Genomic DNA, 23043 nt, shown 5'->3' on the forward strand with positions numbered 1-23043 from the left:
CGAAGCGGGTGTGGTGGAAAACACCTCCGACCCGTTACGAGCGCGTGGTGGCGCTTCGACCAGCCGTAAGGGGAGACTGGAGAGCAGATCGTCCCGGCGCGAGCCACGCGCCGCCGGCGTACAAGGAGGCAGTCCGTGCCGCACGTCCTGGTCCTCAACGCGTCGTACGAGCCCCTCGGCGTCGTACCGCTCCGCCGCGCGCTCGTCCTCGTCCTGGAGAACAAAGCGGTCTCCCTGGAGGAATCCGGCGCCTTTCTGCACAGCGCGACCAGAGCCGTCCCCGCGCCCAGCGTGGTCAGGCTCAAGCGCTTCGTGCGGGTCCCCTACCGGGGGCCCGTTCCACTCACCCGCCGCGCGCTCTTCGCCCGTGACGGCGGCCGCTGCATGTATTGCGGGGCGGTCGCGACGAGCGTCGACCACGTCGTCCCGCGCAGCCGGGGCGGCCAGCACGCCTGGGACAACGTGGTCGCCGCCTGCCGGCGGTGCAACCACGTCAAGGCCGACCGGCACCTGCTGGAACTCGGGTGGCGGCTGCGCCACCAGCCGGCCCCGCCTTCGGGCCTGGCCTGGCGCATCATCGGAACGGGCCACCGCGACCCCCGCTGGATGCCGTACCTGGAGCCGTACGGGGCGGAGGCCGCGCTGGACCGGATCGGGGTGGCGGCGTCATAGGCGACCGGTACGGTCCCGGCCCGGTCGGGGTGTGACGGCGTAGGCCGTCGCCGACCGGCAGCCGCGTGCGCGACGGCCCGCCCGTCCTGCGGCGCGTGTCCGGTACGCAGGCGCGTGTCCGGTACTCCCGAGCGCGCGGGCCCGGTCGTGGTGCGGGCACGGGTCCCGACGCGTCGGGGCTGTCGCGGGGCGCCGGGCTCGGCCGACGCCGATGACCTGCCGGCCGGGGCCACCCGCTCACGGCGGGCCGACCGGTGACGTTCCGGCCCTTCGGCGCGCCCGCTCGTCCGGCGTGGCCGCGCCTGTGGCCGATGCAGGCGGAAGACGGGCCCGGCGGGTGCCGCCCGGCTCGCGGTCGGGGCGGTCCCGCAGGGCGCCGGGGGCACCCTCGTCCGAGCCGTCCGGCGTGCCCCGCCGGATGCCGGCCGCCGCCTCCGGTCGACCGGGCTCCCGGCGCCCGGTCGTTCGGGGTGGTCACGCCCGCTTCGCGCGACCCGACGCGCACCACGTCGACGGCGTACGGGTCCGCGTCCGCCCGGCGCGATCGGTTCGGCCGCGCCCCAACGGCACACCGCGCGCCGGGTCCGGGTCGTCGCCCACCGGCCACGCCCCCACGCGCGGCTCCTCGACGGCGGGTCGGGGCGCGTCGTAGCGGTGGTCCGGGACCCGTCCGGCGCGGGCCGCCCCGACCGGCCCCCGGCGGGCCGGCGACGGTCTAGCCCCCCGAGCAGCGCCCCGACGCATACGACCGTCGCCGGGGCGACCGGCTTCCCGCCCCTGAGCTGCACGGACCCCTCGCGCCCCGAGTCGCCCCCGCCCCTGCGCATCCACCGGATCCGGCTCCCCGGGGCCGGGGCGCCGGCGCCTGCGGGTGATCTTGCGCGGATACGCCAGGAATGCCGGGCGCCCCACGGGGTAGTGCTGCGGTGTTCGCCGGGCGTGTTACATCGGTCCCACGAACCCGCGCGAAGGAGTGCTTCCATGAAAGCCCGACCCGTCGGCACCCCCACCGTCCACGCCTCGACCACCCGAGCCCCCCTCCGCCACCTGGGCGCCCAGAGCGGCCCGGCGGACGTGCCCGGTACACCCCTCACCAGCGAACCCCCGCTCGCCTGCGCCGCGTACGCACCACTGACCAGCGAACCCCCGCTCACCCACGAGACGGCGCTGACGAGCGAGCCCACCGTGCCCACCCGCGCGGGCGACTGACCCCGACCCAGCGATCAGACAGGGACTCACATGGACGACCTCGACCGGCTCGCGGCCCTGCACGGCGTCGCCACCTCCTACCAGCCCGCCGAGGACGTCGATCTGCGGGTGCCGGAGGCCACCGTCGTCGCCGTGCTCGACCGGTTGGGAGTGGCCGCCGGGGACCCGGAGGCCGTACGGGGCGCGCTGGCGGAGGCGGAGCGGGCCTCGGCGGACCGGCTGCTGCCGCCCGTCCTCGTCAGTTGGGCGGGTGCGACCCCGGACGCGCTGGACGGCCTACCGCCCGGCACCGGTCTGCGCGTCGCCCTGGAGGAGGGCGGCGAACTGCCCTGGGGGCCCGGACTGCCGCCGGGCGTACACCGCCTGACGGCCGAAACCCCCGACGGCCGCACCGCCACCGCGACCCTGATCCTGGCCCCCGACCGGGCCCCGGCCGCGCCCGACCGCACCCACGGCCTCCTCGTCCAGCTGTACTCCCTGCTCTCCGAACGCTCCTGGGGCATGGGCGACCTCGGGGACCTGGCGGACCTCGCCGACTGGGCGGGCCGTACGCACGGCGCCGGGTTCCTCCAGGTCAACCCGCTGCACGCGGCCGTTCCCGGCGACCCGACCGACCCCTCCCCCTACCGGCCGTCCTCCCGCCGCTTCCCCGACCCGGTCTACCTGCGCGTCGAGGACGTCCCCGAGTACGCCCTCTGCCCCGACCGGGAGGCATTGGCCGCGCTGACCGCCCGGGCCGGTGAGCTGCGCCGCGCGGTCCTGGAGAAGGGCGCCCTCATCGACCGGGACGCGGTGTGGGAGCTCAAGCGCGCCGCCCTGGAACTGCTGTACGCGGTGGCGCGCGAGCCCGCCCGCGACGCCGCGTTCCGCGCGTTCCGGGAGGCGGGCGGCGCCGAGCTGGACCGGCACGCCACCTGGTTCGCGCTGACCGAGCGGTACGGGACCGAGCCCGCGACCTGGCCCGAGGACGCCGCGGACGCGCCGGAGACGGCCCGGGCCGCCGAGTTCCACCGCTGGCTGACCTGGCTGACCGACGCTCAGCTGACCGCCGCCCAGCGCGCCGCCAAGGACGCCGGTATGACGGTGGGCCTGGTGCACGACCTCGCCGTCGGCGTGCACCCGCAAGGCGCGGACGTCTGGGCCGCGCCGGACACGCACGCCGCGGCGGCCACCGTGGGCGCCCCGCCGGACGCCTTCAACGCGCGCGGCCAGGACTGGGGCCTGCCCCCCTGGCGCCCGGACGTGCTCGCCGCCCGCGGCTACGCCCCCTTCCGGGCCCTGCTGCGCGGGGTGTTCCGGTACGCGGGCGCGCTGCGGATCGACCACGTGATGGGCCTGTTCCGGCTCTGGTGGATTCCGGGGGACAGCACGCCCGCCGAGGGGACGTACGTCTCCTACGACGGGGAGGCGATGCTGGCCGTGCTGGTCCTGGAGGCCCACCGGGCCGGGGCCCTGGTCATCGGCGAGGACCTCGGCACGGTCGAGCACGGCGTGCGCCGGGCGCTCGCCCGGCGCGGGGTGCTCGGTACGTCCGTGCTGTGGTTCGAGCGCGACTGGCAGGGCGGGGGACAACCGCTGGAACCGGCGCGGTGGAGGGCGGACTGCCTGGCCACCGTCACCACCCACGACCTGCCGCCCACTGCCGCCAAGCTGGCCGGCAGTCACGTCGAACTGCGCGACCGGCTCGGGCTGCTGACCCGGCCGGTGGACACGGAGCGGGCCGAGGACGCCGCCGACACCGCCGAATGGCTGGCCGTGCTCGACCGGCTGGGTCTGGAGGCGAAGGGTGAGGAGGCCGCCGTACGGGGCCTGTACGCCTTCCTGCTGCGCACGCCCGCCCGACTGGTCGGCGTGTGGCTGCCCGACGCGGTGGGGGACCGGAGGCCGCAGAACCTGCCGGGCACCTGGGACCAGTACCCCAACTGGCGGCTTCCCGTCGCGGACGCGGCGGGCCGGCCGGTGACGTTGGAGGCTTTGATGGCCTCACCCCGCGCGAACGCCCTGCTGAGCGCCGTGCGGGAGGGCGCGCGCACCCGTACGGCACCCCCGGGCGCGCGCCCCCTTTAGGTGTTCGCTACGTTTGCACCGTGGACAAGAAGAACGCTCTGCGCGCCGGCGCCGTCACGGCCGGAACGACGCTGATGATGCTGCTGATGACGTCTCCCGCCCTCGCGGCGATCCGCGACGACGGCGACGACCCGGGCCCGGGCCTGAGCATCGGCGAGACCATCGGCCTGTACGTGGCCCTGCCGATCGCCCTGTTCCTGATCATCGCCGGTCTGGTGGTCGTCACCGACAAGTCGCGCAAGCAGCGTCCGACCGGCTGATCCGGCCGCCTCGGTCGACGCCTGCGGTCAACGCGTGAGGTCGACTGAACCGACCGCCCCCGCGGGGGCGGTCCCATAGAACTTCCGGGGCGCCGGGGGTCCGCACACCGACACGGTCGGTGCGCACCGGACCCCCGGCGCCCCGTCGTGCCCGGCGCCGGCGGGCGGACTCAGGGGGCGCCGGCCATGAGCTTGCGCAGCAGCCCGCTGAGCGCCGCCACTTCGTCGCCGTCCAGCCCCGAGAGCGCGGCGCGCTGTACCTCCAGGCCCGCGGCGACGGCCTCGTCGATGAGCCCCAGACCCCGCTCGGTGATCGTCACCTGGAGCCCGCGCCGGTCGTTGGGGTCGGGGTTGCGGCAGAGCAACCCGGCCTTCTCCAGCTTGTCCAGCCGCCCCGTCATGCCGCCGCTGGTGAGCATCAGCGTGGCCGACAGTTGGCGCGGCGAAAGGGTGTAGGGGGCTCCGGAGCGGCGGAGCGTGGCCACCACGTCGAACTCGCCGAGGGAGACCCCGTAGCGGTTGTAGGTCCGTTCCATCTCTTCGCTGACGGCCCGGGCGATCCGGTTGATACGGCCGAACACGGCCATCGGGACGGTGTCCAGGTCGGGTCGCACCGCGTGCCACTGGTCGGTGATCGCGTCGACGGCGTCCTTGTTGGCCTCGGTCATGAGCACAGTATCCGGCCTCCACTTGTTGGATCACCAAAAGTTGCTTGACGAAAAGTAGCTTAGTGCTAAGCTACTTACAAGCAACCTAAATTGGCTGCGGGGCCGCCACCCCTCATCGCCGTCCGTCCCGAGGAGTCGTCGTGAACCGCCTCACCACCGTCGCCCTGACCGCCCTGGCCCCCATCTCCTGGGGCTCCACCTACGCCGTCGCCACCGAACTGCTGCCACCCGACCGGCCGCTGTTCACCGGCGTCATGCGGGCCCTGCCCGCCGGGCTGTTGCTCACCGCCATGTCCCGCCGGCTCCCCAAGGGCGAGTGGTGGTGGAAGTCCGCCGTCCTGGGAGCCCTCAACATCGGAGCCTTCTTCCCGCTCCTCTTCCTCGCCGCCTACCGGCTGCCCGGCGGCGTCGCGGCCGTCCTCGGCAGCGCCGGCCCCCTGTTCGTCGTCGGGCTCGCCGCCCTGGTCCTGGGCGAGCGGGCGAGCCTGCGCACCGTACTGGCCGCGGTCGCCGGCGCGTTGGGCGTCAGCATGGTGGTCCTCACCGCCGCCGCCCAACTCGACCTCGTCGGCATCATCGCCGGTGTGGTCTCCTCCGCCTCCATGGGTGCGGGCACCGTGATGACCAAGCGTTGGGGACGCCCGGACGGCGTCGGACCGCTGGCCATGACCGGCTGGCAGCTCACCGCCGGCGGACTGATCATCATCCCGATCGCCGCCCTCGTCGAAGGCGCCCCGCCCGCGCTCGACGGCAAGGCCTTCCTCGGCTACGGCTACATGATGCTCATCAACACCGGCACCGCCTACTGGCTCTGGTTCCGCGGCATCGGCAAGCTCTCCGCCACCTCCGTCACGCTGCTCGGCCCGCTCTCCCCGCTCACCGCGGCCGTCATCGGCTGGGCGGTCCTCGGGCAGGCGCTCTCCCCGGTCCAGCTCGTGGGCATGGCGATCGCGTTCGGGGCCACCGTCGCGGGTCAGCTGTTCGCCGCCCGAGCCGCCGCCCGAGCGGTCGGCACCCCCGAACCGTTCACTTCTGCTGAAAAGACCGATCGAAACATTTCGATGGACCTGACGGCTGAGCCGGTGCGACCGTAGCCTCACGAACCATCGACCGAATCCCGAGGGGGAGACACCCAGTGGCAGTCCTGGACCGCACACCGACCGCTTCACACGCCGAGCAGCCCGCCGGCGCCCGGCAGCCCACCGGGCCCGGGAAGAAGGGGGCCGCCGGACTCGGTGTGCTCCTGGCCCTGGTCGCGACGGTCGTCTGGTCCGGCAGCTTCGTCGCCACCCGGGGAATGGCCGAGACCGTACCGCCCGTCCAGGCCGTCTTCTGGCGCTGGGTCATCGCGTCCGTCGCCGTCGCCCCCCTCGCCGCCCGCCAGGCCTGGCAGCAGCGGGCCCTGATCCGGCGCCACCTGCGCTACATCGCCCTGGCCACCCTCTTCGGCGTCACCCTCTACAACACCCTCGTGCACCAGGCGGGCCTGACCACCTCGGCCTCCAACATGGGCATGATCATGGCGGCCTCGCCGATCATCATGGCGCTCTACGCCCGCCTCGGCGGCGAACGGCTCGGCGTCCGCCGCGTCCTCGGCATGCTGCTCGCCGCCTTCGGGGTACTGCTCCTGGTCGGGAACGGCTCGCTCGGCTTCGACTTCACCGCCGGCGACCTGTGGATGTTCGCCGCCGCCCTCTCCTTCGCCACCTACAGCGCCCTGCTCAAGCGCAAGCCCGCCGAGCTGGGCGGCCTGGCCTTCCTGCTCACCACCTTCGTGCTCGGCGCCCTGATGCTGGCGCCCGCCTATGCCGTGTCCGTCACCGTCCAGGGCGGCTTCCGGCTCACCCCCGGCACCGGCGGCATGCTGCTCTACGTCGGCGTGATGTCCTCCGCCGTCGCCTTCTTCGCCTGGAACAGGGCCATCTCCCTCATCGGCGCCGCCCGCGCCGGCATCGTCTACTACCTCCAGCCGGTCTGCGTCGCCGGTCTCGGCCTGCTGCTGCTGGGCGAGCGGACCGGTCCGACGCAGTTGCTGTGCATGGCGCTGATCCTCGTGGGCGTGGGGCTGGGGAGTGCCCGCCGGTAGGTTCGGTCCCATGACCGAGTGGGACATCAAGAAGCTGCGCATCCTGCGGACCCTGGCCGACCGGGGAACCGTGACCGCGACGGCCGGAGCCCTGCACATGACGCCCTCGGCCGTCTCGCAGCAGCTGACCAACCTGGGCCGGCAGCTGGGGGTGCCGCTGCTGGAGGCCCAGGGCCGGCGGGTACGGCTCACGGACGCCGCCCACCTGGTCCTGCGGCACGCCGAGGCCGTCTTCGCCCAACTGGAACGGGCCGACGCCGAATTGGCCGGGTACCTGTCGGGGGAGGTGGGCGAGGTACGAATCGGTGCCTTCTCCACCGCCGTGCCCGCCCTGGTGGTGCCGGCCGTCGCGGCCCTGCGACGGACGCGGCCCGGGGTGGAGGTACGGGTGCGGGAGACCGAGGCCGCCGAGTCCTACGAGCTGCTCTCCGCCGGGGTCGTCGACCTCGCCCTCTCCCTCGCGGCCCACGCCCCGACCGCCCGCGACCCCCGCTTCACCCGGGTCACGCTGCTGGAGGACCCGCTGGACGTGGCGCTCCCGCCCGACCATCCCCTCGCGGCCGCCCCGGACCTGCGGCTGGCCGACCTGTCGGGGGACCGGTGGATCTACGGCGGCAGCGGCCCCTGGTCGGAGATCACCCGCTCCGCGTGCGAGGCGGCCGGGTTCGTGCCGGAGCAGGCGCACTCGGCGTCCGGCTGGAGCGCGATCCTGGCCATGGTCGAAGCGGGCATGGGGGTGGCCCTCGTACCGCGCATGGTGACGGAACGGGCCTCCGGCATCGCGGTCCGCGTCCTGGCCCACGACCGCCCGGCCCGGCACGTCATCGCCGCGACCCGCAGCGGCGCCGAGTCGGCCCCCGCGCTGGCCCCCGTCCTGGCGGCCCTGTGCGACGCGGCGAACCAGCGCACCGCTGCCCCCTCCGCGTAGGCACCGAGACGGCCGAGCGCAGCGTCTCCGGCCGCCGTGGCGCCCGGGGCGGGCCGTGCCCGGACAGGGGTGTGCCGGACAGGGGTGTGCCGGACAGGGGTGTGCCGGACAGGGGTGTGCCCCGGCCGCCGGGGGCGGGCCGGGGCACACGGGCTCAGGACGCGGCGTTCGCGTCCGCGGCCTGGGCCTTGAGGGCACGCTCGACACCCGCGCGCGCCTCGGAGACCAGACGGCGCAGACCCGCGTTCGGCTCGGCCGAGGCCAGCCAGGCGTCCGTCGCGTCCAGGGTCTCGCGCGAGACCTGGAGGGACGGGTACAGCCCCACCGCGATCTGCTGCGCGATCTCGTGGCTCCGGGTGTCCCAGACCTCCTTGACCACCGCGAAGTACTTCTCGGTGTACGGCGCCAGCAGCTCACGCTGATCCATCTGGACGAAGCCGCCGATCACCGCCTCCTGCACCGCGTTCGGCAGGTCCCCGGAGCCCACGACCGAGGCCCACGCCTCAGCCTTGGCCTCCGCCGTCGGGCGCGCCGCCCGGGCGGTGGCCGCGTGGCGCTCGCCCGCCGCCGTGGCGTCCCGCTCCAGCTCGGCCGCGATGGCGTCCTCGCCGGTCACGCCGGTCGCCACCAGGCGCTCCAGGAACGCCCACCGCAGCTCGGTGTCCACGACCAGGCCCTCGACCTGCGCCGAGCCGTCGAGCAGCGCCGACAGGTAGGTCAGCTGCTCCTCGGTCCGGGCCGTCGCCGCGAAGGCCCGCGCCCACGCCAGCTGGTGGTCGCTGCCCGGCGTCGCCGCCCGCAGGTGCTCCAGCGTCGCCTCGGTCCAGGTGGCCAGGCCCTGCTCGCGCCACGCCGGGTCGGCGTACAGGTCGACCGCCAGCTTCACCTGGCGGTGCAGCGACTGCACGACGCCGATGTCCGACTCCTTGCCGATGCCCGACAGGACGAGGGAGAGGTAGTCGCGGGTCGCCAGTTCGCCGTCGCGCGTCATGTCCCACGCCGACGCCCAGCACAGCGCGCGCGGCAGCGACTCGGTGAAGTCGCCCAGGTGCGCGGTGACGTTCGCCAGCGAGACCTCGTCCAGGCGGACCTTGGCGTACGACAGGTCGTCGTCGTTCAGCAGCACCACGGTCGGACGGGCGCGCCCCACCAACTCGGGCACCTCCGTCAGACCGCCGTCGATGTCCAGCTCGATCCGGTCCGTGCGCACCAGCTTGCCGTCGACCAGGTCGTACAGGCCGACCGCGATGCGGTGCGGACGCAGGACGGGCTCGCCCTTGGCGCCCGCCGGCAGGGCCGGGGCCTCCTGGCGGACGGCGAAGGCCGTGATCACGCCCTGGGTGTCCGTCTCGATCTCCGGGCGCAGGACGTTGATGCCGGCCGTCTCCAGCCACGCCTTCGACCAGGCGGTCAGGTCACGACCCGAGGTCTCCTCCAGGGCGCCCAGCAGGTCGGACAGGCGCGTGTTCCCGAAGGCGTGCGCCTTGAAGTACGCCTGCACGCCCTTGAAGAAGGCGTCCATGCCGACGTAGGCGACGAGCTGCTTGAGCACCGAGGCGCCCTTGGCGTACGTGATCCCGTCGAAGTTGACCAGGACGTCGTCCAGGTCACGGATGTCCGCCATGATCGGGTGCGTGGACGGCAGCTGGTCCTGCCGGTACGCCCAGGTCTTCATCGAGTTGGCGAAGGTGGTCCAGGCGTGCGGCCACTTCGAGCCCTCGGCGTAGGCCTGGCAGGCGATCGAGGTGTAGGTGGCGAACGACTCGTTCAGCCACAGGTCGTTCCACCACTCCATGGTGACCAGGTCGCCGAACCACATGTGCGCCAGCTCGTGCAGGATCGTCTCGGCGCGCACCTCGTACGCCGCGTCCGTCACCTTCGAGCGGAAGACGTACTGGTCACGGATGGTGACCGCGCCCGCGTTCTCCATCGCGCCCGCGTTGAACTCCGGCACGAAGAGCTGGTCGTACTTGGCGAACGGGTAGTCGTACGCGAACTTCTCCTGGAACCAGTCGAAGCCCTGCCGCGTCACCTCGAAGATCGCGTCCGCGTCGAGGAACTCGGCGAGCGAGGGCCGGCAGTAGATGCCGAGCGGGACGGACTGGCCGTCCTTGCCCTCGTAGGAGCTGTGCACCGCGTGGTACGGGCCGGCGATCAGCGCCGTGATGTACGTCGAGATCCGCGGGGTCGGCTCGAAGCGCCAGACGTTGTCCTTGACGTCCTCGGGCCGCGCCCCTTCCGGCACGTGCCGCGGGGAGTTCGAGATGACCGTCCAGCCCTCGGGAGCCGTCACGGTGAACCGGAAGGTGGCCTTCAGGTCGGGCTGCTCGAAGTTGGCGAACACCCGCCGCGCGTCCGGCACCTCGAACTGGGTGTACAGGTAGGCCTGCTGGTCGACGGGGTCGACGAACCGGTGCAGGCCCTCGCCGGTGTTGGTGTACGCGCAGTCCGCGACGACGCGGAGCTCGTTGGCGCCCCCCGCCAGCTGCTCCAGCGCGATCCGGGAATCGCGGAAGACCGCGGCCACGTCGAGGGCCTTGCCGTTCAGGACGACCTCGTGAACGGACGGCGCGACGAGGTCGACGAAGGTGCCGGCGCCCTCCTCGGCCGACTCGAAGCGCACGGTGGTCACGGACCTGTAGGTGCCGCCCTCCTGCGCACCGCTGAGATCGAGTTCGATCTCGTACGAGTCGACGGTGAGCAGCTTCGCCCGCTGCTGAGCCTCTTCACGGGTGAGATTCGTGCCTGGCACGCGGTCATCTCCTTTGATGGTGACGTTGCCGCCCCATCCTTCCACGCGCCCCGGCTCACCGCGCCGGACTAATCCACGGGCGAACAGGCGCGGGCCGGGGCCGCCTCGCGGCACGCCGAAGGGGCGGCACCGGCGCGGTGCCGCCCCTTCGGCGCGTGTGGGCCGGGTCGGATCAGCCCTGCCGCAGCTCCTCGGCGACGAGCTCCGCGATCTGGACCGCGTTCAGCGCGGCGCCCTTGCGCAGGTTGTCGTTCGAGAGGAACAGCGCCAGGCCGTTGTCCACCGTCTCGTCCACGCGGATGCGGCCGACGTACGAGGCGTCCTGGCCCGCCGCCTGGAGCGGGGTCGGGATCTCGGAGAGCTCGACGCCCGGGGCGTCCCCGAGCAGCTCGTAGGCGCGCTCCACGCTCAGCGGACGCTCGAAGCGGAGGTTGACCTGGAGCGAGTGGCCGGAGTAGACCGGCACGCGCACACAGGTGCCGGAGACCTTCAGCTCGGGGATCTCCAGGATCTTGCGGGACTCGTTGCGGAGCTTCTGCTCCTCGTCGGTCTCGAAGGAGCCGTCGTCCACGATCGATCCGGCGAGCGGGACCACGTTGTAGGCGATGGGGCGCTTGTAGACGGCCGGCGCGGGGAAGTCCACGGCGCCGCCGTCGAAGGTCAGCTGGTCGGCGGCCTCGGAGACCGCGCAGGCCTGGCCCTTGAGCTCGGCGACGCCGGCCAGGCCCGAGCCGGACACGGCCTGGTAGGTGGTGGCGATCAGCGCGGTCAGGCCGGCCTCGTCGTGCAGCGGGCGCAGGACCGGCATCGCGGCCATCGTGGTGCAGTTCGGGTTGGCGATGATGCCCTTGGGGCGGTTCTTGATCGCGTGCGGGTTCACCTCGGAGACGACCAGCGGGACCTCCGGGTCACGACGCCAGGCCGAGGAGTTGTCGATCACGACGGCGCCCTGGGAGGCGACCTTCTCCGCGAGGACCTTGGACGTGGCGCCACCGGCGGAGAAGAGCACGATGTCCAGGCCGGAGTAGTCGGCCGTGGAGGCGTCCTCGATGGTGATCTCGCGGCCCTCCCACTCCAGGGTCGAACCGGCCGAACGGGCCGAGGCGAACAGCCGCAGCTCGTCCACCGGGAACTTCCGCTCGGCGAGGATGCCGCGCATGACTCCGCCGACCTGTCCGGTGGCTCCGACGATTCCGACCCTCACGGTGACTCCCTCATGTGTGCTTCGACGCGGGCGCGCGTAAGGCCATCATGCGTTCGACCCCACGAGCCTTGTCCAATCCATTGTCCGAGGACCGGACGGTGTCCCGGGCGCGCACCTGCGAGGCATGTCCCGAATGGGCGTGCCGCAACCGCCACGGGCATCCGTTTTGCCTGGTCAGAGGGGGTCGGGAGGCGCATGGGGGAGGAATGCCCGAAGGGGCGGCGCTCGACCGAGCGCCGCCCCTCCGGTTTCGTGCCTACTTCGACAGGACCAACAGGACCACGGGACTACCGGACTACGGCAGGACCTTCTCGATCTGCACGCTGCCGGTGCCCGCGGCGGTGCCGCGGCCGTTCAGCAGCTGGACCTGGCCGAAGAACTGCCGGCCCTCGGGGGCCGCGCTGCTGACCAGGACGTTCGCCGAGACCTGCGCGCTCGCGCCGGTGGCCAGGTTCACCGCGGCGGCCTCGTCGACCTGGACGGAGCCCAGGGCGGCCGAGAAGTACACGTCGCGGTAGTCGTAGGTGGTGCTGCCGGACGGCACGGCGTAGCCGATCACCTTGATGCTGTAGGTGCCGGCGGCCGGGTTGAGCAGGCTCACGGCCTCCTCGGAGTCGCCGTCGGCGGAGGAGCCGACCTTGACGCCGTCCTTGTAGACCTCCAGGTCGAGGTCGGCGGCCGCGTCGGAGACCTTGCCGATCGCGACGTCGAGGCGCGAGACGCCCTCGCCGAGCGTGACCTCGGTGGTCTGGGTCTCACCGGCGGCGATGGTCGGCTTGGCGACCTTCGCGGAGCCGAGCGGACCGCCCTTGAGCTTGCCGCCGCTGATGGCCGCGGCGTCGTTCTTGATGTTCCACTGGACGGGCGCCGGGGTGCCCTGCTTGACCTCGGGGAGCACCTTGACCGCGGGGTCGAAGGAGGCGCCGAGGACCGAGACGTCCAGCTTGTACGGGTTGTCGAGCAGCGGCGACGTACGGCGCGACTCGACCTCGATCTCCCAGACGCCCGGGGTCGGGTCGGCGTAGGAGCGCAGGTCGGGGCGGCAGGTGTTCGCCGGGTTGTCGTAGTTCGGGTAGCACTGGGTCGTCGCGCTGTCCTCGACGCCCACACCGTAGGGGTGGATCGAGATGAAGCGCGTCTGGCTGCCCGCCGCGAGACCGCCGAGGGCGACCTCAAGGGTCTTCGCTCCCTGCGGGACGGTCACGAAGTACGACTTGGTGCTGTTGCGCTGCACCGAAGAGGTCTGCGACAGCGCGAACGAGGGGCTGCTCAGCGGGGTCGACGCGACGACCGTGGCGAGGATCTGCTTGTCGATGCCCTCGGTGGTCTCGTCGTCCAGCTGCAGGATGCCGCTGTGCACGCCGGCCGACTTGACGTTGGCCTCGACCTTGATGGTGACGGGCTTGTTCAGCGGCAGGGTGACGTAGTCGTAGCCGCCGACCACCTTGAAGGTGCCGTCGTCGTTGCGCCACGTCAGGTTGTGACGGGTGCCGTACTTGACGCCGGTGGTGCGGGTGACGACGACGTCGTACACCTTCTTCTGGCCGACCTTGAGACCGCCCTCGCGGTCGTAGAGGCCGGTGCCGAAGCCCGGGGTCTTGAGGAACTGGTCGATCGCGGTGTCGACCGGGGCCTTGACGGTGAACTCGTTCGCCTTGGCGCCGCGCTGGAGGGACTCCCACGCGCCGGGGACGTTGATCAGGCCCGCGCCCTGCGCGTGCGCCGGGACGTCGGCGATCTTCTTCGCGGTGCTGGTGAGCGCCACGCGCAGGCTCGCCGGGGTCACGGCGAGGTGCTGCTGCTTGGCCGCGGAGAGGAGCAAGGCGCTCGCGCCCGTCGCCTGCGGCGAGGACATCGAGGTGCCCTGAAGCATGGAGTAGCCGGCCGGCAGGCTGTAGCCGGCCTCCTTCACCGGGGAACCGGGCAGCCAGGTCTGCGTGGTGTTGATGGCCGCGCCGGGGGCGGTGATGGTGGGCGTGAACCCGCCGTCCTCACGCGGACCGCGCGAGGAGAAGGGGAACATGTCGTACTTCTTGGTGACGCCGGAGCCGTAGTTGGCGGCCCAGGTCTCCTTGGAGACCGCCGCGCCCACGGAGATGACCTTGTCCGCGAGGCCGGGGTCGCCGATGGTGTTCAGGCCGGGGCCCTCGTTGCCGGCCGAGATGACCAGCTGCACGCCGTAGGTGTCGATCAGGTTCTTGTAGAGCTCGGCGCGCGCGTTGTTGCCGTCGTTCAGCGCCGGCAGACCGCCGATGGACATGTTCACGATGTCCACGCCGCGGTTGGCGACCAGGTCGATCATGCCCTCGGTCAGGGCGACGTTGGTGCAGCCGCCGGACCAGGAGCAGGCGCGAGAGGAGACGATCTTGGCGCCGGGCGCCTCGCCGCTCATCTTGCCGCCGAAGAGGCTGTTGGCGGCGGTGATGCCCGCGACGTGCGTGCCGTGCTCGGACTCGATGATGCCGATGTTGACGAAGTCGGCCTTCTTGCCGACCCAGTCACCACCCAGCGGGTCCATCGGGACGTCCTTGCGGATCTGGATCACGAACGGGACGCGCTCGACGACGTCGGTCGCCGGGTTGTCCGTGCCGAAGTAGCCGATCTGGTAGCCGTCCTTGTACGGCTTCATCGGCTCGTTGTTCGTGAAGTCGCCGTCCTGGTCGGTGTCGACGCGGACGGTGCCGGCAACCGGGTCGTAGAGCATGCCGAACTTGTCGGTCGTGTCCCCGTCGCGGTTGACGTCGCCCTTCTCGTCACCGGGCGCGGTGATCGACTCGCTGAAGCGGCTGAACTGGAACGAGCCCTCGGGGGCCTTCCAGCTCTGACCGCCGGCGGTGAAGGTGGTGCCGGAGACCGGGGTGATCTGGGGGCGCCAGGTGGCGTCGTTGTCCGTGATCGGGTCGGTCGCGGTGACCCAGTCGACGATCTTGCGCTCGCCGGTGGTGGTCTTCTGGAGCGCCGGGTGACCGAGGTCGACGCCGGAGTCCAGGATGCCGATGGTCACACCGCGGCCGTCGGCCTGCGGGTTCTTGGCGACGAAGTCCACCGCGCCCGTCTCGAAGGACGGGTTGTACGGGTTCTTCGCGGGGGTGTCCTTGCCAGGGCCGGGGTAGGTCTCGGCCGCGGTCTTCTGGCTCGCGCCCGCGTCCTTGCCCGAGTCCGGCCGCGGGTCCGGCAGCTGGATCTCGTGCTTGAGGTCCATCGCGTGGACCGAGGAGAGCTTGCCGGCCGCCTTCAGCGCGGCTTCGGCCTTCGCGGTGGGCAGCGTGGCGCGCACGTAACCGAGCTTGTCGTTCGTCTGGCCCACCGAAGCGCCCTGGACGGCGCCCAGCTGGTCGGCGACCTGCTTGGTCTGACCGGGCGCGGTGGCCACCATGACGGTGACGGTCGCGTCACCCTTGGCCTTGGCGTCCTGGAGCAGCTCCGCGTCGGACGAACCGAGCTTCTGGTCAGCGGACTTGACCGCCGCCGGGGCTCCGGGGTCGGTGGCCGTGGTGGCGGCGAAGACGGGCATCGCCCCGGACGCGCAGAGCGCGGCCACCAGGCCTGCGGCCGCCGCGACGCGGGCGACGCGTCTGGAGGCCGGTATTGCCCCGGATATGGAGCTGGGGGATTCGAGGGTCATCAGCATCCCTGGCTAAGTGAAAGATACGGTCCGGATTTCGGTGCCGGATGACCGGTCAGCCTTGCGCAAGTGACCACTGTTTGGGGAGACATGTCATTGACCGAGACCTGACATGGCGGACACTCGCCACCGTGGAGTATGTGCCAGTGGGGACGCATCGGGGCATAGGCGGGCGACTCGCGGAGATCAGCGAGTGGGTTTATCGACTTCTCGACGGCGTGTCAGGGCCGCGTGGACGTTCGGCCGCGCCGTAGGTGTGACATCTTTCGCCCGTTCAGCGCTCGCGCGTGCGCGCGTTGTGTCGTGAGGTCTTCGCCCGGTTTCCTCGGGCGCGGCGCGGCGCCTCCTTGCCGGTCGAGGGCCTGTTCGTCACGCCTTCGCCGGCCCGTGGAGCGTACGCGACCGGTGGGCGTCGACCGGCCGGGGCTGGTCGGCGCCCTCCAGGAGGGGCCGGCGGTGACGGCGCGGGGTTTCACCGGGGCAGCACGACCAGGTAGGCGGCGGGTTCGTGGTCGTCGGAGGCCGTCAGGGCGGTCCGGACGACCGCGGCCTGCTGCTCGGGCCAGTCGCGGAGCTTGCGCGGGGTGATGTGAATGACGGTCACCCCGAGCCGCTCCAGGGCGTCCCGCTTGCGGACGGCCTCCGACCACTGCTCGTCCTCGCCCTGGCGGGGCGCCCGGGTGTCGATCTCGACGGCCACCGCGTGCTCGGGCCAGAACGCGTCCACCCCGCCGAGGTGGGGGCCGCCCGGCAGGCGCAGGTCCACGTTCCAGACCGGCTCGGGCAACTCGTAGCCCCGTACGAGTTGGTACAGCCGGTCCTCGGCGATGGCGCGCCCCTCGGCGAGGAGGGACTCGACGGCATCGACCACGTGTGGCCGGTTCAACAGTCGGGCCACCGTCAATTCCCGTACTAGCGCAGCCGGTTCGCAGTGTCCGGCGCGGACGGCCTCGCTCAGGACGCGGCGCACGGTGCCGGCGTCGGAGAGTTGGCCCACGGCGTCGGCGACGGCGCGCGCCACCGGGGCGACGGGCAGGCCGGTCACCTCCATCGACCGGGGCGGGGTGTGCGTGCGGATGATCCGGACGCCGCCGGTCGACCGGAGCCGGCGGGTGTTGGAGACGAGTACGTCGATGTGCGAGAGCGCCGTGAGCGCGGGGACCGCGCCGAACCGGTACAGCGCGAGGGCGGCGAGCCCGGTGATCATGGCCTCGTCGCCGGCGCGGCGTCCGGCGTACAGCAGGGCGGCGTGCAGCCGCTCCTCGCTGGTCGCGGGGCCGGAGTGGAGCAGGAAAACCCCGGGCAGGATCTGCTGCCAGGGCCGGCCCGCGGCGTCGGAGGCGCTGACGCCGTGCTCGCGGAGCTGAGCGAGGGTCAGTACGCGGGGGCGGCTACCGGTGAGGTGGGTGAGGGGCAGGGGCGCGTTGTGGTTCATGTCGCGGAGCTTCCCGCACGGCGGAGGCCCGCTAACCCCTGTTACACACCCGTCGACAAATCGGGACAAGGCCGCACTAAAGTACGGCCGTTCGAAGACCGATACCGCCGTTCGCCTCCCGCCCGCACCCGGGGCCCGGGCGGGAGGCGAACGAGGCCCTATCCGGCGCTGCGGCCGGTGGTGGCGCCCGCGTCACAGGCCTGCGCGCGCAGCGCGCGGGCCAGGTCGTCGCGGGACTCGATCACCAGCCGCCGGAGCGCCGGCGCGGCCGACTCGTGCGCGGCCAGCCACGCGTCCGTGGCGTCCAACGTGGCCCGCGAGTCCTGGAGGGCCGGGTAGAGGCCCTTCACCACGTCCATCCCGATCTGGATCGACCGCTGGGCCCACACCCGCTCGATCGCCTCGAAGTACCGCTCGGCGTAAGGCGCCAGCAGGGCCCGCTGCGAAGGCTGTTGCATCCCCGCGATCGTGGCTTCGACCAGCGCGTTCGACAGGGCGTCCGACTCCACGACCGCCGCCCACGCCTGGTCCTTCACCGCCGCCGACGGCCGGGCCGCCAGGCACCGCACGTGGTGGCGGCGGCCCGACGCGGTGTCGTCGCGCGCCAGTTCCGCGGCCAAGGCGCCCTCGTCCACCGCCCCGTGCGCGGCCAGCGGCAGCAGGAAATCCCAGCGCAGCTCCTGGTCGACCTCCAGCCCGTCGATGTGCGCCGAACCGTCGAGCAACCCCAGCAGCAGCTGGAAATCGCCCTCCGTCGTGGCGCCCGCCGCGAAGAACCGCGCCCAGATCAACTGGTGCTCGGACGCCGGCTCCGAGAACCGCAGTTCCTGGAGCGCCACCGCCGACAGCACCCGGCCGCCCTGCTCGCGCCACTCGGGCGCCGCGTAGTGGGTGACGGCCGTCAGGGCCTGGGCGTGCAGCATCTGGAGCACGCCGAGGTCGCTCTCCCGGCCGGAGTGGGCCAGGACCAGGGAGACGAAGTCGCGGGCCGGCATCAGGGCGTCGCGGGTCAGGTTCCACAGCGCCGACCAGCACAGCGCACGGGCCAGGGGGTCCCGTACGTCGCCCAGGTGGGTGCGCAGCGTCGCCAATGAGCCCTCGTCGAAGCGGATCTTGCAGTAGGTGAGGTCGTCGTCGTTGACCAGGATCAGGTCGGGCCGCTCCCGCCCGGCCAGATCCGCCACCGTCGTGCGCGCCCCGGCGATGTCCGCCTCGGTCCGCGCGTACCGTACGAGGGCGCCGTCCTCCAGCCGGTACAGGCCCACCGCGACCCGGTGCGGGCGCGGCGTCTCGCCCTCCTGCACCACCGCGAGTTCGGCGATCCGTCCGTCCGCGCCGTAGGTCACCACCGGCGCCAGCGCGTTCACCCCGGCCGTTTGGAGCCAGGCCCGCGACCACGCGGCCATGTCCCGGCCCGAGACCTCTCCGAGCGCCGACAGCAGGTCGTCCAGGGTGGTGTTCCCGTACGCGTGGGCCTTGAAGTAGCGTCGGGCGCCCTCCAGGAACGCCTCCCGCCCGACGTACGCGACGAGCTGCTTGAGCACGGCGGCGCCCTTGGCGTAGGTGATGCCGTCGAAGTTCAGCTTCGCGGCCTCCAGGTCACGGATGTCGGCCGTGATCGGGTGCGTCGAGGGCAGTTGGTCGGCCCGGTAGGCCCACGCCTTGCGGTTGTTGGCGAAGGTCACCCACGCCTGGTCGAAGCGGGTCGCCTCGACCAGTGCGAACGAGCCCATGAAGTCGGCGAAGGACTCCTTGAGCCACAGGTCGTCCCACCACTTCATGGTGACCAGGTCGCCGAACCACATGTGCGCCATCTCGTGCAGGATGACGTTCGCGCGCCGCTCGTAGGAGGCCCGCGTGACCTTCCCGCGGAAGATGTACTCCTCCCGGAACGTCACCATCCCCGGGTTCTCCATCGCGCCCAGGTTGTACTCCGGCACGAAGGCCTGGTCGTACTTGCCGAACGGGTACGGGTAGTCGAACAGCTCGTGGAAGAGGTCGAAGCCCTGCTTCGTGACGAGGAAGACGTCGTCCGCGTCGAAGTGCTTCGCCAGGCCCTTGCGGCACATCGCGCCGAGGGGGATCGTCAGGTCCCCGCGCGTGTAGGTGTCCGTGACGTAGTGGTACGGACCCGCCACCACACAGGTGATGTACGTCGAGATCGGGGCGGTCTCGGCGAAGCGCCGGGTCTGCCCCTCCCGGGACTCCTCGACCCCGTTGCTCCACACCTGCCAGCCCTCGGGGACGGCGACCTCGAAGCGGTAGGGCGCCTTCAGGTCCGGCTGCTCGAAGTTCGCGTACACCCGCCGGGCGTCGGCCGGCTCGTACTGGGTGTAGAGGTAGACCTCGCCGTCCTCCGGGTCCACGAAGCGGTGCATGCCCTCGCCGGTGCGGCTGTACGCGCAGTTCGCGTCGACCACCAGGACGTTCTCGCCGGCCAGGCCCTCCAGGGCGATCCGCGAGCCGTCGAAGACGGCGGCCGGGTCCAGCGCGCGCCCGTTCAGGGTGATCGCGTTGACGGAGGGGGCGATCAGGTCGGCGAACGTGGCGGCGGCGGGATTCGCGGCCCGGAAGCGGATCGTCGTCACCGAGCGGAAGGTCCGCGGGCCCTCGGCCGGTTCGGCCTCGTCCACCGCCGACCTCAGGTCGAGGGACACCTCGTACCCGTCGACGGACAGCAGCTCGGCCCGTTCGCGGGCCTCGTCACGGGACAGATTCTCTCCGGGCACCTGCACTCCTTCGTGCGTGATCGCGGTCTTGCGTCGAATCCTCGCACGGGGGGAATGGGGGCGGCCCGGAGCTGGTTGGCCAGGGGGCAAGGTGACCGGATACGGGTGAACGATTTGAGGAGAGACATGGCCGACACGCAGGTGAGCGGGAAGACCCCGGTCGATTTCTGGTTCGACCCGATCTGCCCCTGGGCGTGGATGACCTCGCGTTGGATGCTCGAAGTCGAGAAGGTGCGCGACGTCGAGGTGCGCTGGCACGTGATGAGCCTTGCCGTCCTCAACGAGAACAAGCTGGAGGACCTGCCCGAGCGCTACCGCGAGATCCTCGGCCCCAAGGGCTGGGCTCCGGTGCGCGTGGTGATCGCCGCCCAGCAGAAGCACGGTGACGAGGTCACCGGCAAGCTCTACACGGCCCTCGGCACCCGCATCCACAACGAGGACAAGGGCGCGACCCGCGAGGTCATCGCGGAGGCGCTGGCCGAGGTCGGCCTCCCGGCCGAGCTGCTCGCCTACGCCGACTCCGACGAGTACGACGAGGTGCTGCGCGCCTCGCACGACAACGGCATCGACCGCGTCGGCCAGGAGGTCGGCACCCCGGTGATCTCCGTACCCGGCGCCGACGGCGACGAGGTGGCGTTCTTCGGTCCGGTCGTCACGCCGACCCCGCGGGGCGAGGCCGCCGCCCGACTGTGGGACGGCACGCTGCTCGTCGCCTCCACCCCGGGCTTCTACGAGATCAAGCGCACCCGCACCCGGGGCCCCGTCTTCGACTAGGCATCGCAATACCCCGGGTACACGAGACCCCCGTGAGTCCTGTCCTCACGGGGGTCTCGTGCTGTACACGCCCGCCGGTGAAGGTTGAGAAGACGATCACGAGGCGGACGGGCCGGTGGCGCCGATCAACCCTCGACGGGGATCAGCAGCGGGGTGTTGGCCTTGGCGTCGGCGTAGCGCTTGGCCACGTCCTGCCAGTTGACGACCTTCCACATGGCCTCGATGAAGTCGACCTTCTGGTTCTTGTACTGCAGGTAGAAGGCGTGCTCCCAGGCGTCGAAGACGAGGACCGGCACCGAGGCCTGGCCGACGTTGCCCTGGTGGTCGTAGACCTGCTCGACGATCAGCCGCCCGCTGATCGGCTCGTACGCGAGCACGCCCCACCCGGAGCCCTGGGTGGCCGACGCCGCGAAGGTCAGCTGCTTCTTGAACGCGCCGAAGGAACCGAAGGATTCGGTGATGGCGTCGGCCAGGTCGCCCAGGCCGTCGGCGGCGGTGGGCTCGCCGCCCCCGCCGGTCTTCGGGCCGGCCATGTTGTGCCAGTAGATGCTGTGCAGGATGTGGCCGGAAAGGTGGAACGCGAGGTTCTTCTCCAGGCCGTTCAGCGCGCCCCAGTTCTCCTTGTCGCGGGCCTCCTCCAGCTGTTCCAGCGTGGTGTTGGCGCCGGCGACGTAGGCCGCGTGGTGCTTGTCGTGGTGCAGCTCGACGATCTGCGGGTTGATCACCGGTTCGAGTGCCGCGTAGTCGTACGGAAGCTCGGGAAGCGTGTAGATGGCCATGCGTGTATCCGGTCCCCTCGGCGTGCCAACTGCTTATTGCAATCAATGCGCAACTGCACGCTAACAGTATCTAGATCCGAGCACACGTAAGGGTCGGCTGTCTTCCCCCGGCCATACGAAAGGCGCGCCCCGTGCTGTCGCACGGGACGCGCCTGGGAAGCGATGGGGACGGCTCAGGCCCGGCGGGCCCGCAGCTCCCGTACGCCCGCGATCGCCAGCACCACCGCGGCCGCCCCGGAGGACCACAGCAACTGCGGCCGCGCCGAATCGTCGAACAGCATCAGCACCAGAACGGCCGCCATGCCCGCCAGCGCCGCCCAGGTCAGGTACGGGAAGCACCACATCGGCAGCGTCAGCCGCTCCGGCATCTCCCGCTCGATCCGCCGGCGCAACCGCAACTGCGAGACCGCGATCAGCGCCCACACGAACAGCAGCACCGCGCCGACGGCGTTGAGCATGTAGAGGAACACCGTGTCCGGCCACAGCAGGTTCAGCACCACCGATACGAACCCGAAGGCCACCGAGGCGAACACCGCGCGGCGCGGCACACCGCCCCCGGACACCTTCAGCAGCCCCTTGGGCGCGTCACCCCGCTCGGCCAGCGAGAAGACCATGCGGGAGGACCCGTAGAGATTGGCGTTCAGTGCGGACAGCAGGGCCACGAACACCACGATCTTCATGATCTGACCGGCCGACGGGATGCCGATGGAGTCGAGGACGGCAACATACGGGCTCTGCCCCGGCTCCAGCGAGTCCCACGGCAGCAGGGTCACGATCACCAGCATCGAGCCGACGTAGAAGAAGAGGATGCGCCACACCGCGCTGCGCACCGCGCGGGCGACCGAGCGGGCCGGGTCGTCGGACTCGGCGGCGGCGATGGTGACGACCTCCAGGCCGCCGAAGGCGAAGACGACCGCGAGCATGCCGGCGACCACGCCGTCGAACCCCTTGGGGAAGAACCCGCCGTGCCCGCTCAGGTTCTGCACGCCCACGGAGTCGGTGTCGGGCAACAGCCCGAAGGCCGCCAGCGTGGCGAGGGCCAGGAACAGCACGATGGCGCCGACCTTGAGGGCCGCGAACCAGAACTCGAACTCGCCGAAGTTCTTCACCGCGGTCAGGTTGGTGACGGTGAAGACCACCATGAAGACCAACACCCAGACCCACTGGTCGACCGACGGCACCCAGCCGTTGGCGATCTTCGCGGCGCCGGTCGCCTCCACGGCCAGCACCACGACGAGCAGGAACCAGTACAACCACCCCGCCGAGAAGCCGGCCCACCGCCCCAGCGCCTTCTCCGCGTAGACGGAGAACGAGCCGGACGCGGGCATCGCGGCCGACATCTCGCCGAGCATCCGCATCACCAGCATCGCGAGGACGCCGGCGAGCAGGTACGAGCAGATGATCGCCGGTCCGGCGATGGAGATGCCGGCGCCGGAGCCGACGAAGAGCCCGGCGCCGATCACTCCGCCGAGGCCCAGCATGGTCAGGTGGCGCTGCTTGAGGCTGTGGCTCAGGGGTTCGGGGGGAAGCCCGTCCGCGGGGGCGGGCTTGTCGGTCAGGCGGTCGCGCATGAGGGTGGGCTCGTACTCTCGTTCGGCCTGGCGGCGATGGGGGTTCGCGCAGATTGGAGGGACCCTACAGTCTCGCCGGAGGGCGTCCGTCTACGCAAAGCGGACGTGAAGTCTCTAGTGGGTCGTGACGGGGATCACTGCAACTCCGGTGTCGAGGAGGGTCTTTGTCCACTCCCCACCAAACCGGGCAGTATGGCTTGTCTCTGGCGGCGGTGGGGCGGCGACCGGCCCCGGACTAACGTCGATGATCGTCCCGTCATCCGTTCGTCCCCCCGCGGAGTCCC

The 23043-nt window shown here is 71.8% G+C and carries 16 protein-coding genes; 8 read left to right on the forward strand and 8 right to left on the reverse strand.

The features are described from left to right. Positions 1 to 135: 135 nt before the first annotated feature. The 4 genes from ACV7NM_RS21040 to ACV7NM_RS21055 all read left to right on the forward strand — a co-directional run bounded on the left by ACV7NM_RS21040 (position 136) and on the right by ACV7NM_RS21055 (position 4208). On the forward strand, positions 136 to 672 hold the full coding sequence (locus ACV7NM_RS21040) for an HNH endonuclease (protein WP_136216423.1): 537 nt from the start codon (positions 136 to 138) through the stop codon (positions 670 to 672). 981 nt (positions 673 to 1653) lie between these two features. Further along, complete coding sequence (locus ACV7NM_RS21045) at positions 1654 to 1881, forward strand: hypothetical protein (protein ID WP_463411714.1); 228 nt, start codon at positions 1654 to 1656, stop codon at positions 1879 to 1881. Between the two features lie 30 nt (positions 1882 to 1911). Continuing rightward, positions 1912 to 3948 carry a 4-alpha-glucanotransferase gene (malQ, locus tag ACV7NM_RS21050; protein ID WP_463411715.1) on the forward strand — a complete coding sequence of 679 codons (2037 nt, stop codon included), beginning with the start codon at positions 1912 to 1914 and terminating at the stop codon, positions 3946 to 3948. Positions 3949 to 3968: 20 nt separating this feature from the next. After that, positions 3969 to 4208: a hypothetical protein gene (locus ACV7NM_RS21055; protein ID WP_463411716.1), complete on the forward strand. Its 240-nt coding sequence runs from the start codon at positions 3969 to 3971 to the stop codon at positions 4206 to 4208. Between the two features lie 170 nt (positions 4209 to 4378). On the opposite strand, the gene ACV7NM_RS21060 is transcribed toward ACV7NM_RS21055, so the two are convergent. After that, positions 4379 to 4876, reverse strand: coding sequence for a MarR family winged helix-turn-helix transcriptional regulator (locus tag ACV7NM_RS21060; RefSeq protein WP_463411717.1), 498 nt, complete (start codon positions 4874 to 4876; stop codon positions 4379 to 4381). Between the two features lie 140 nt (positions 4877 to 5016). Between ACV7NM_RS21060 and ACV7NM_RS21065 the strand changes: the two genes are divergently transcribed. Genes ACV7NM_RS21065 through ACV7NM_RS21075 form a run of 3 tightly spaced genes read left to right on the forward strand, consistent with a single transcriptional unit; the run spans position 5017 to position 7890 of the window. Beyond that, positions 5017 to 5970 carry an EamA family transporter gene (locus ACV7NM_RS21065; protein ID WP_463411718.1) on the forward strand — a complete coding sequence of 318 codons (954 nt, stop codon included), beginning with the start codon at positions 5017 to 5019 and terminating at the stop codon, positions 5968 to 5970. A 41-nt stretch (positions 5971 to 6011) separates the two neighbouring features. Beyond that, positions 6012 to 6962 carry a DMT family transporter gene (locus ACV7NM_RS21070; protein WP_463411719.1) on the forward strand — a complete coding sequence of 317 codons (951 nt, stop codon included), beginning with the start codon at positions 6012 to 6014 and terminating at the stop codon, positions 6960 to 6962. 10 nt (positions 6963 to 6972) lie between these two features. Then, a complete protein-coding gene (locus tag ACV7NM_RS21075) occupies positions 6973 to 7890 on the forward strand; it encodes a LysR family transcriptional regulator (protein WP_463411720.1) in 918 nt (305 codons plus the stop codon). Positions 7891 to 8044: 154 nt separating this feature from the next. Here the strand turns inward: ACV7NM_RS21075 and pepN (ACV7NM_RS21080) are convergent, their stop codons facing one another. From pepN (ACV7NM_RS21080) to pepN (ACV7NM_RS21100), 5 genes are all read right to left on the reverse strand, one after another. Beyond that, entirely contained in the window at positions 8045 to 10642 is a 2598-nt protein-coding gene (gene pepN / locus ACV7NM_RS21080) for an aminopeptidase N (protein ID WP_463411721.1), read from the reverse strand. Positions 10643 to 10814: 172 nt separating this feature from the next. Continuing rightward, positions 10815 to 11846, reverse strand: coding sequence for an aspartate-semialdehyde dehydrogenase (locus tag ACV7NM_RS21085; RefSeq protein ID WP_463411722.1), 1032 nt, complete (start codon positions 11844 to 11846; stop codon positions 10815 to 10817). Between the two features lie 295 nt (positions 11847 to 12141). Continuing rightward, positions 12142 to 15471 carry a S8 family serine peptidase gene (locus tag ACV7NM_RS21090; protein ID WP_463411723.1) on the reverse strand — a complete coding sequence of 1110 codons (3330 nt, stop codon included), beginning with the start codon at positions 15469 to 15471 and terminating at the stop codon, positions 12142 to 12144. Positions 15472 to 15943: 472 nt separating this feature from the next. Continuing rightward, positions 15944 to 16906 (reverse strand): hypothetical protein, encoded by a 963-nt coding sequence (locus ACV7NM_RS21095; protein ID WP_463411724.1) that lies wholly within the window; start codon positions 16904 to 16906, stop codon positions 15944 to 15946. Between the two features lie 158 nt (positions 16907 to 17064). Next, positions 17065 to 19635 (reverse strand): aminopeptidase N, encoded by a 2571-nt coding sequence (gene pepN / locus ACV7NM_RS21100; RefSeq protein WP_463411725.1) that lies wholly within the window; start codon positions 19633 to 19635, stop codon positions 17065 to 17067. Positions 19636 to 19761: 126 nt separating this feature from the next. Between pepN (ACV7NM_RS21100) and ACV7NM_RS21105 the strand changes: the two genes are divergently transcribed. Further along, entirely contained in the window at positions 19762 to 20409 is a 648-nt protein-coding gene (locus tag ACV7NM_RS21105; protein ID WP_463411726.1) for a mycothiol-dependent nitroreductase Rv2466c family protein, read from the forward strand. A gap of 125 nt (positions 20410 to 20534) precedes the next feature. Here the strand turns inward: ACV7NM_RS21105 and ACV7NM_RS21110 are convergent, their stop codons facing one another. Beyond that, positions 20535 to 21188, reverse strand: a complete 654-nt coding sequence (locus ACV7NM_RS21110) for a superoxide dismutase (RefSeq protein ID WP_463411727.1) — start codon at positions 21186 to 21188, stop codon at positions 20535 to 20537. Between the two features lie 173 nt (positions 21189 to 21361). Further along, positions 21362 to 22759 carry an amino acid permease gene (locus ACV7NM_RS21115; protein WP_463411728.1) on the reverse strand — a complete coding sequence of 466 codons (1398 nt, stop codon included), beginning with the start codon at positions 22757 to 22759 and terminating at the stop codon, positions 21362 to 21364. Between the last annotated feature and the right edge of the window lie 284 nt (positions 22760 to 23043).

The organism is Streptomyces sp. Tek67B01, assembly GCF_055231995.1.

What these genes read in the sequence shown, in the direction of transcription:
- ACV7NM_RS21075 (WP_463411720.1), top strand. Translation starts at nt 6,973, where the DNA reads ATGACCGAGTGGGACATCAAGAAGCTGCGCATCCTGCGGACCCTGGCC.
- ACV7NM_RS21090 (WP_463411723.1), bottom strand. Translation starts at nt 15,471, where the DNA reads ATGACCCTCGAATCCCCCAGCTCCATATCCGGGGCAATACCGGCCTCC.
- ACV7NM_RS21110 (WP_463411727.1), bottom strand. Translation starts at nt 21,188, where the DNA reads ATGGCCATCTACACGCTTCCCGAGCTTCCGTACGACTACGCGGCACTC.
- ACV7NM_RS21105 (WP_463411726.1), top strand. Translation starts at nt 19,762, where the DNA reads ATGGCCGACACGCAGGTGAGCGGGAAGACCCCGGTCGATTTCTGGTTC.
- ACV7NM_RS21045 (WP_463411714.1), top strand. Translation starts at nt 1,654, where the DNA reads ATGAAAGCCCGACCCGTCGGCACCCCCACCGTCCACGCCTCGACCACC.
- ACV7NM_RS21095 (WP_463411724.1), bottom strand. Translation starts at nt 16,906, where the DNA reads ATGAACCACAACGCGCCCCTGCCCCTCACCCACCTCACCGGTAGCCGC.
- ACV7NM_RS21060 (WP_463411717.1), bottom strand. Translation starts at nt 4,876, where the DNA reads ATGACCGAGGCCAACAAGGACGCCGTCGACGCGATCACCGACCAGTGG.
- ACV7NM_RS21115 (WP_463411728.1), bottom strand. Translation starts at nt 22,759, where the DNA reads ATGCGCGACCGCCTGACCGACAAGCCCGCCCCCGCGGACGGGCTTCCC.
- malQ (WP_463411715.1), top strand. Translation starts at nt 1,912, where the DNA reads ATGGACGACCTCGACCGGCTCGCGGCCCTGCACGGCGTCGCCACCTCC.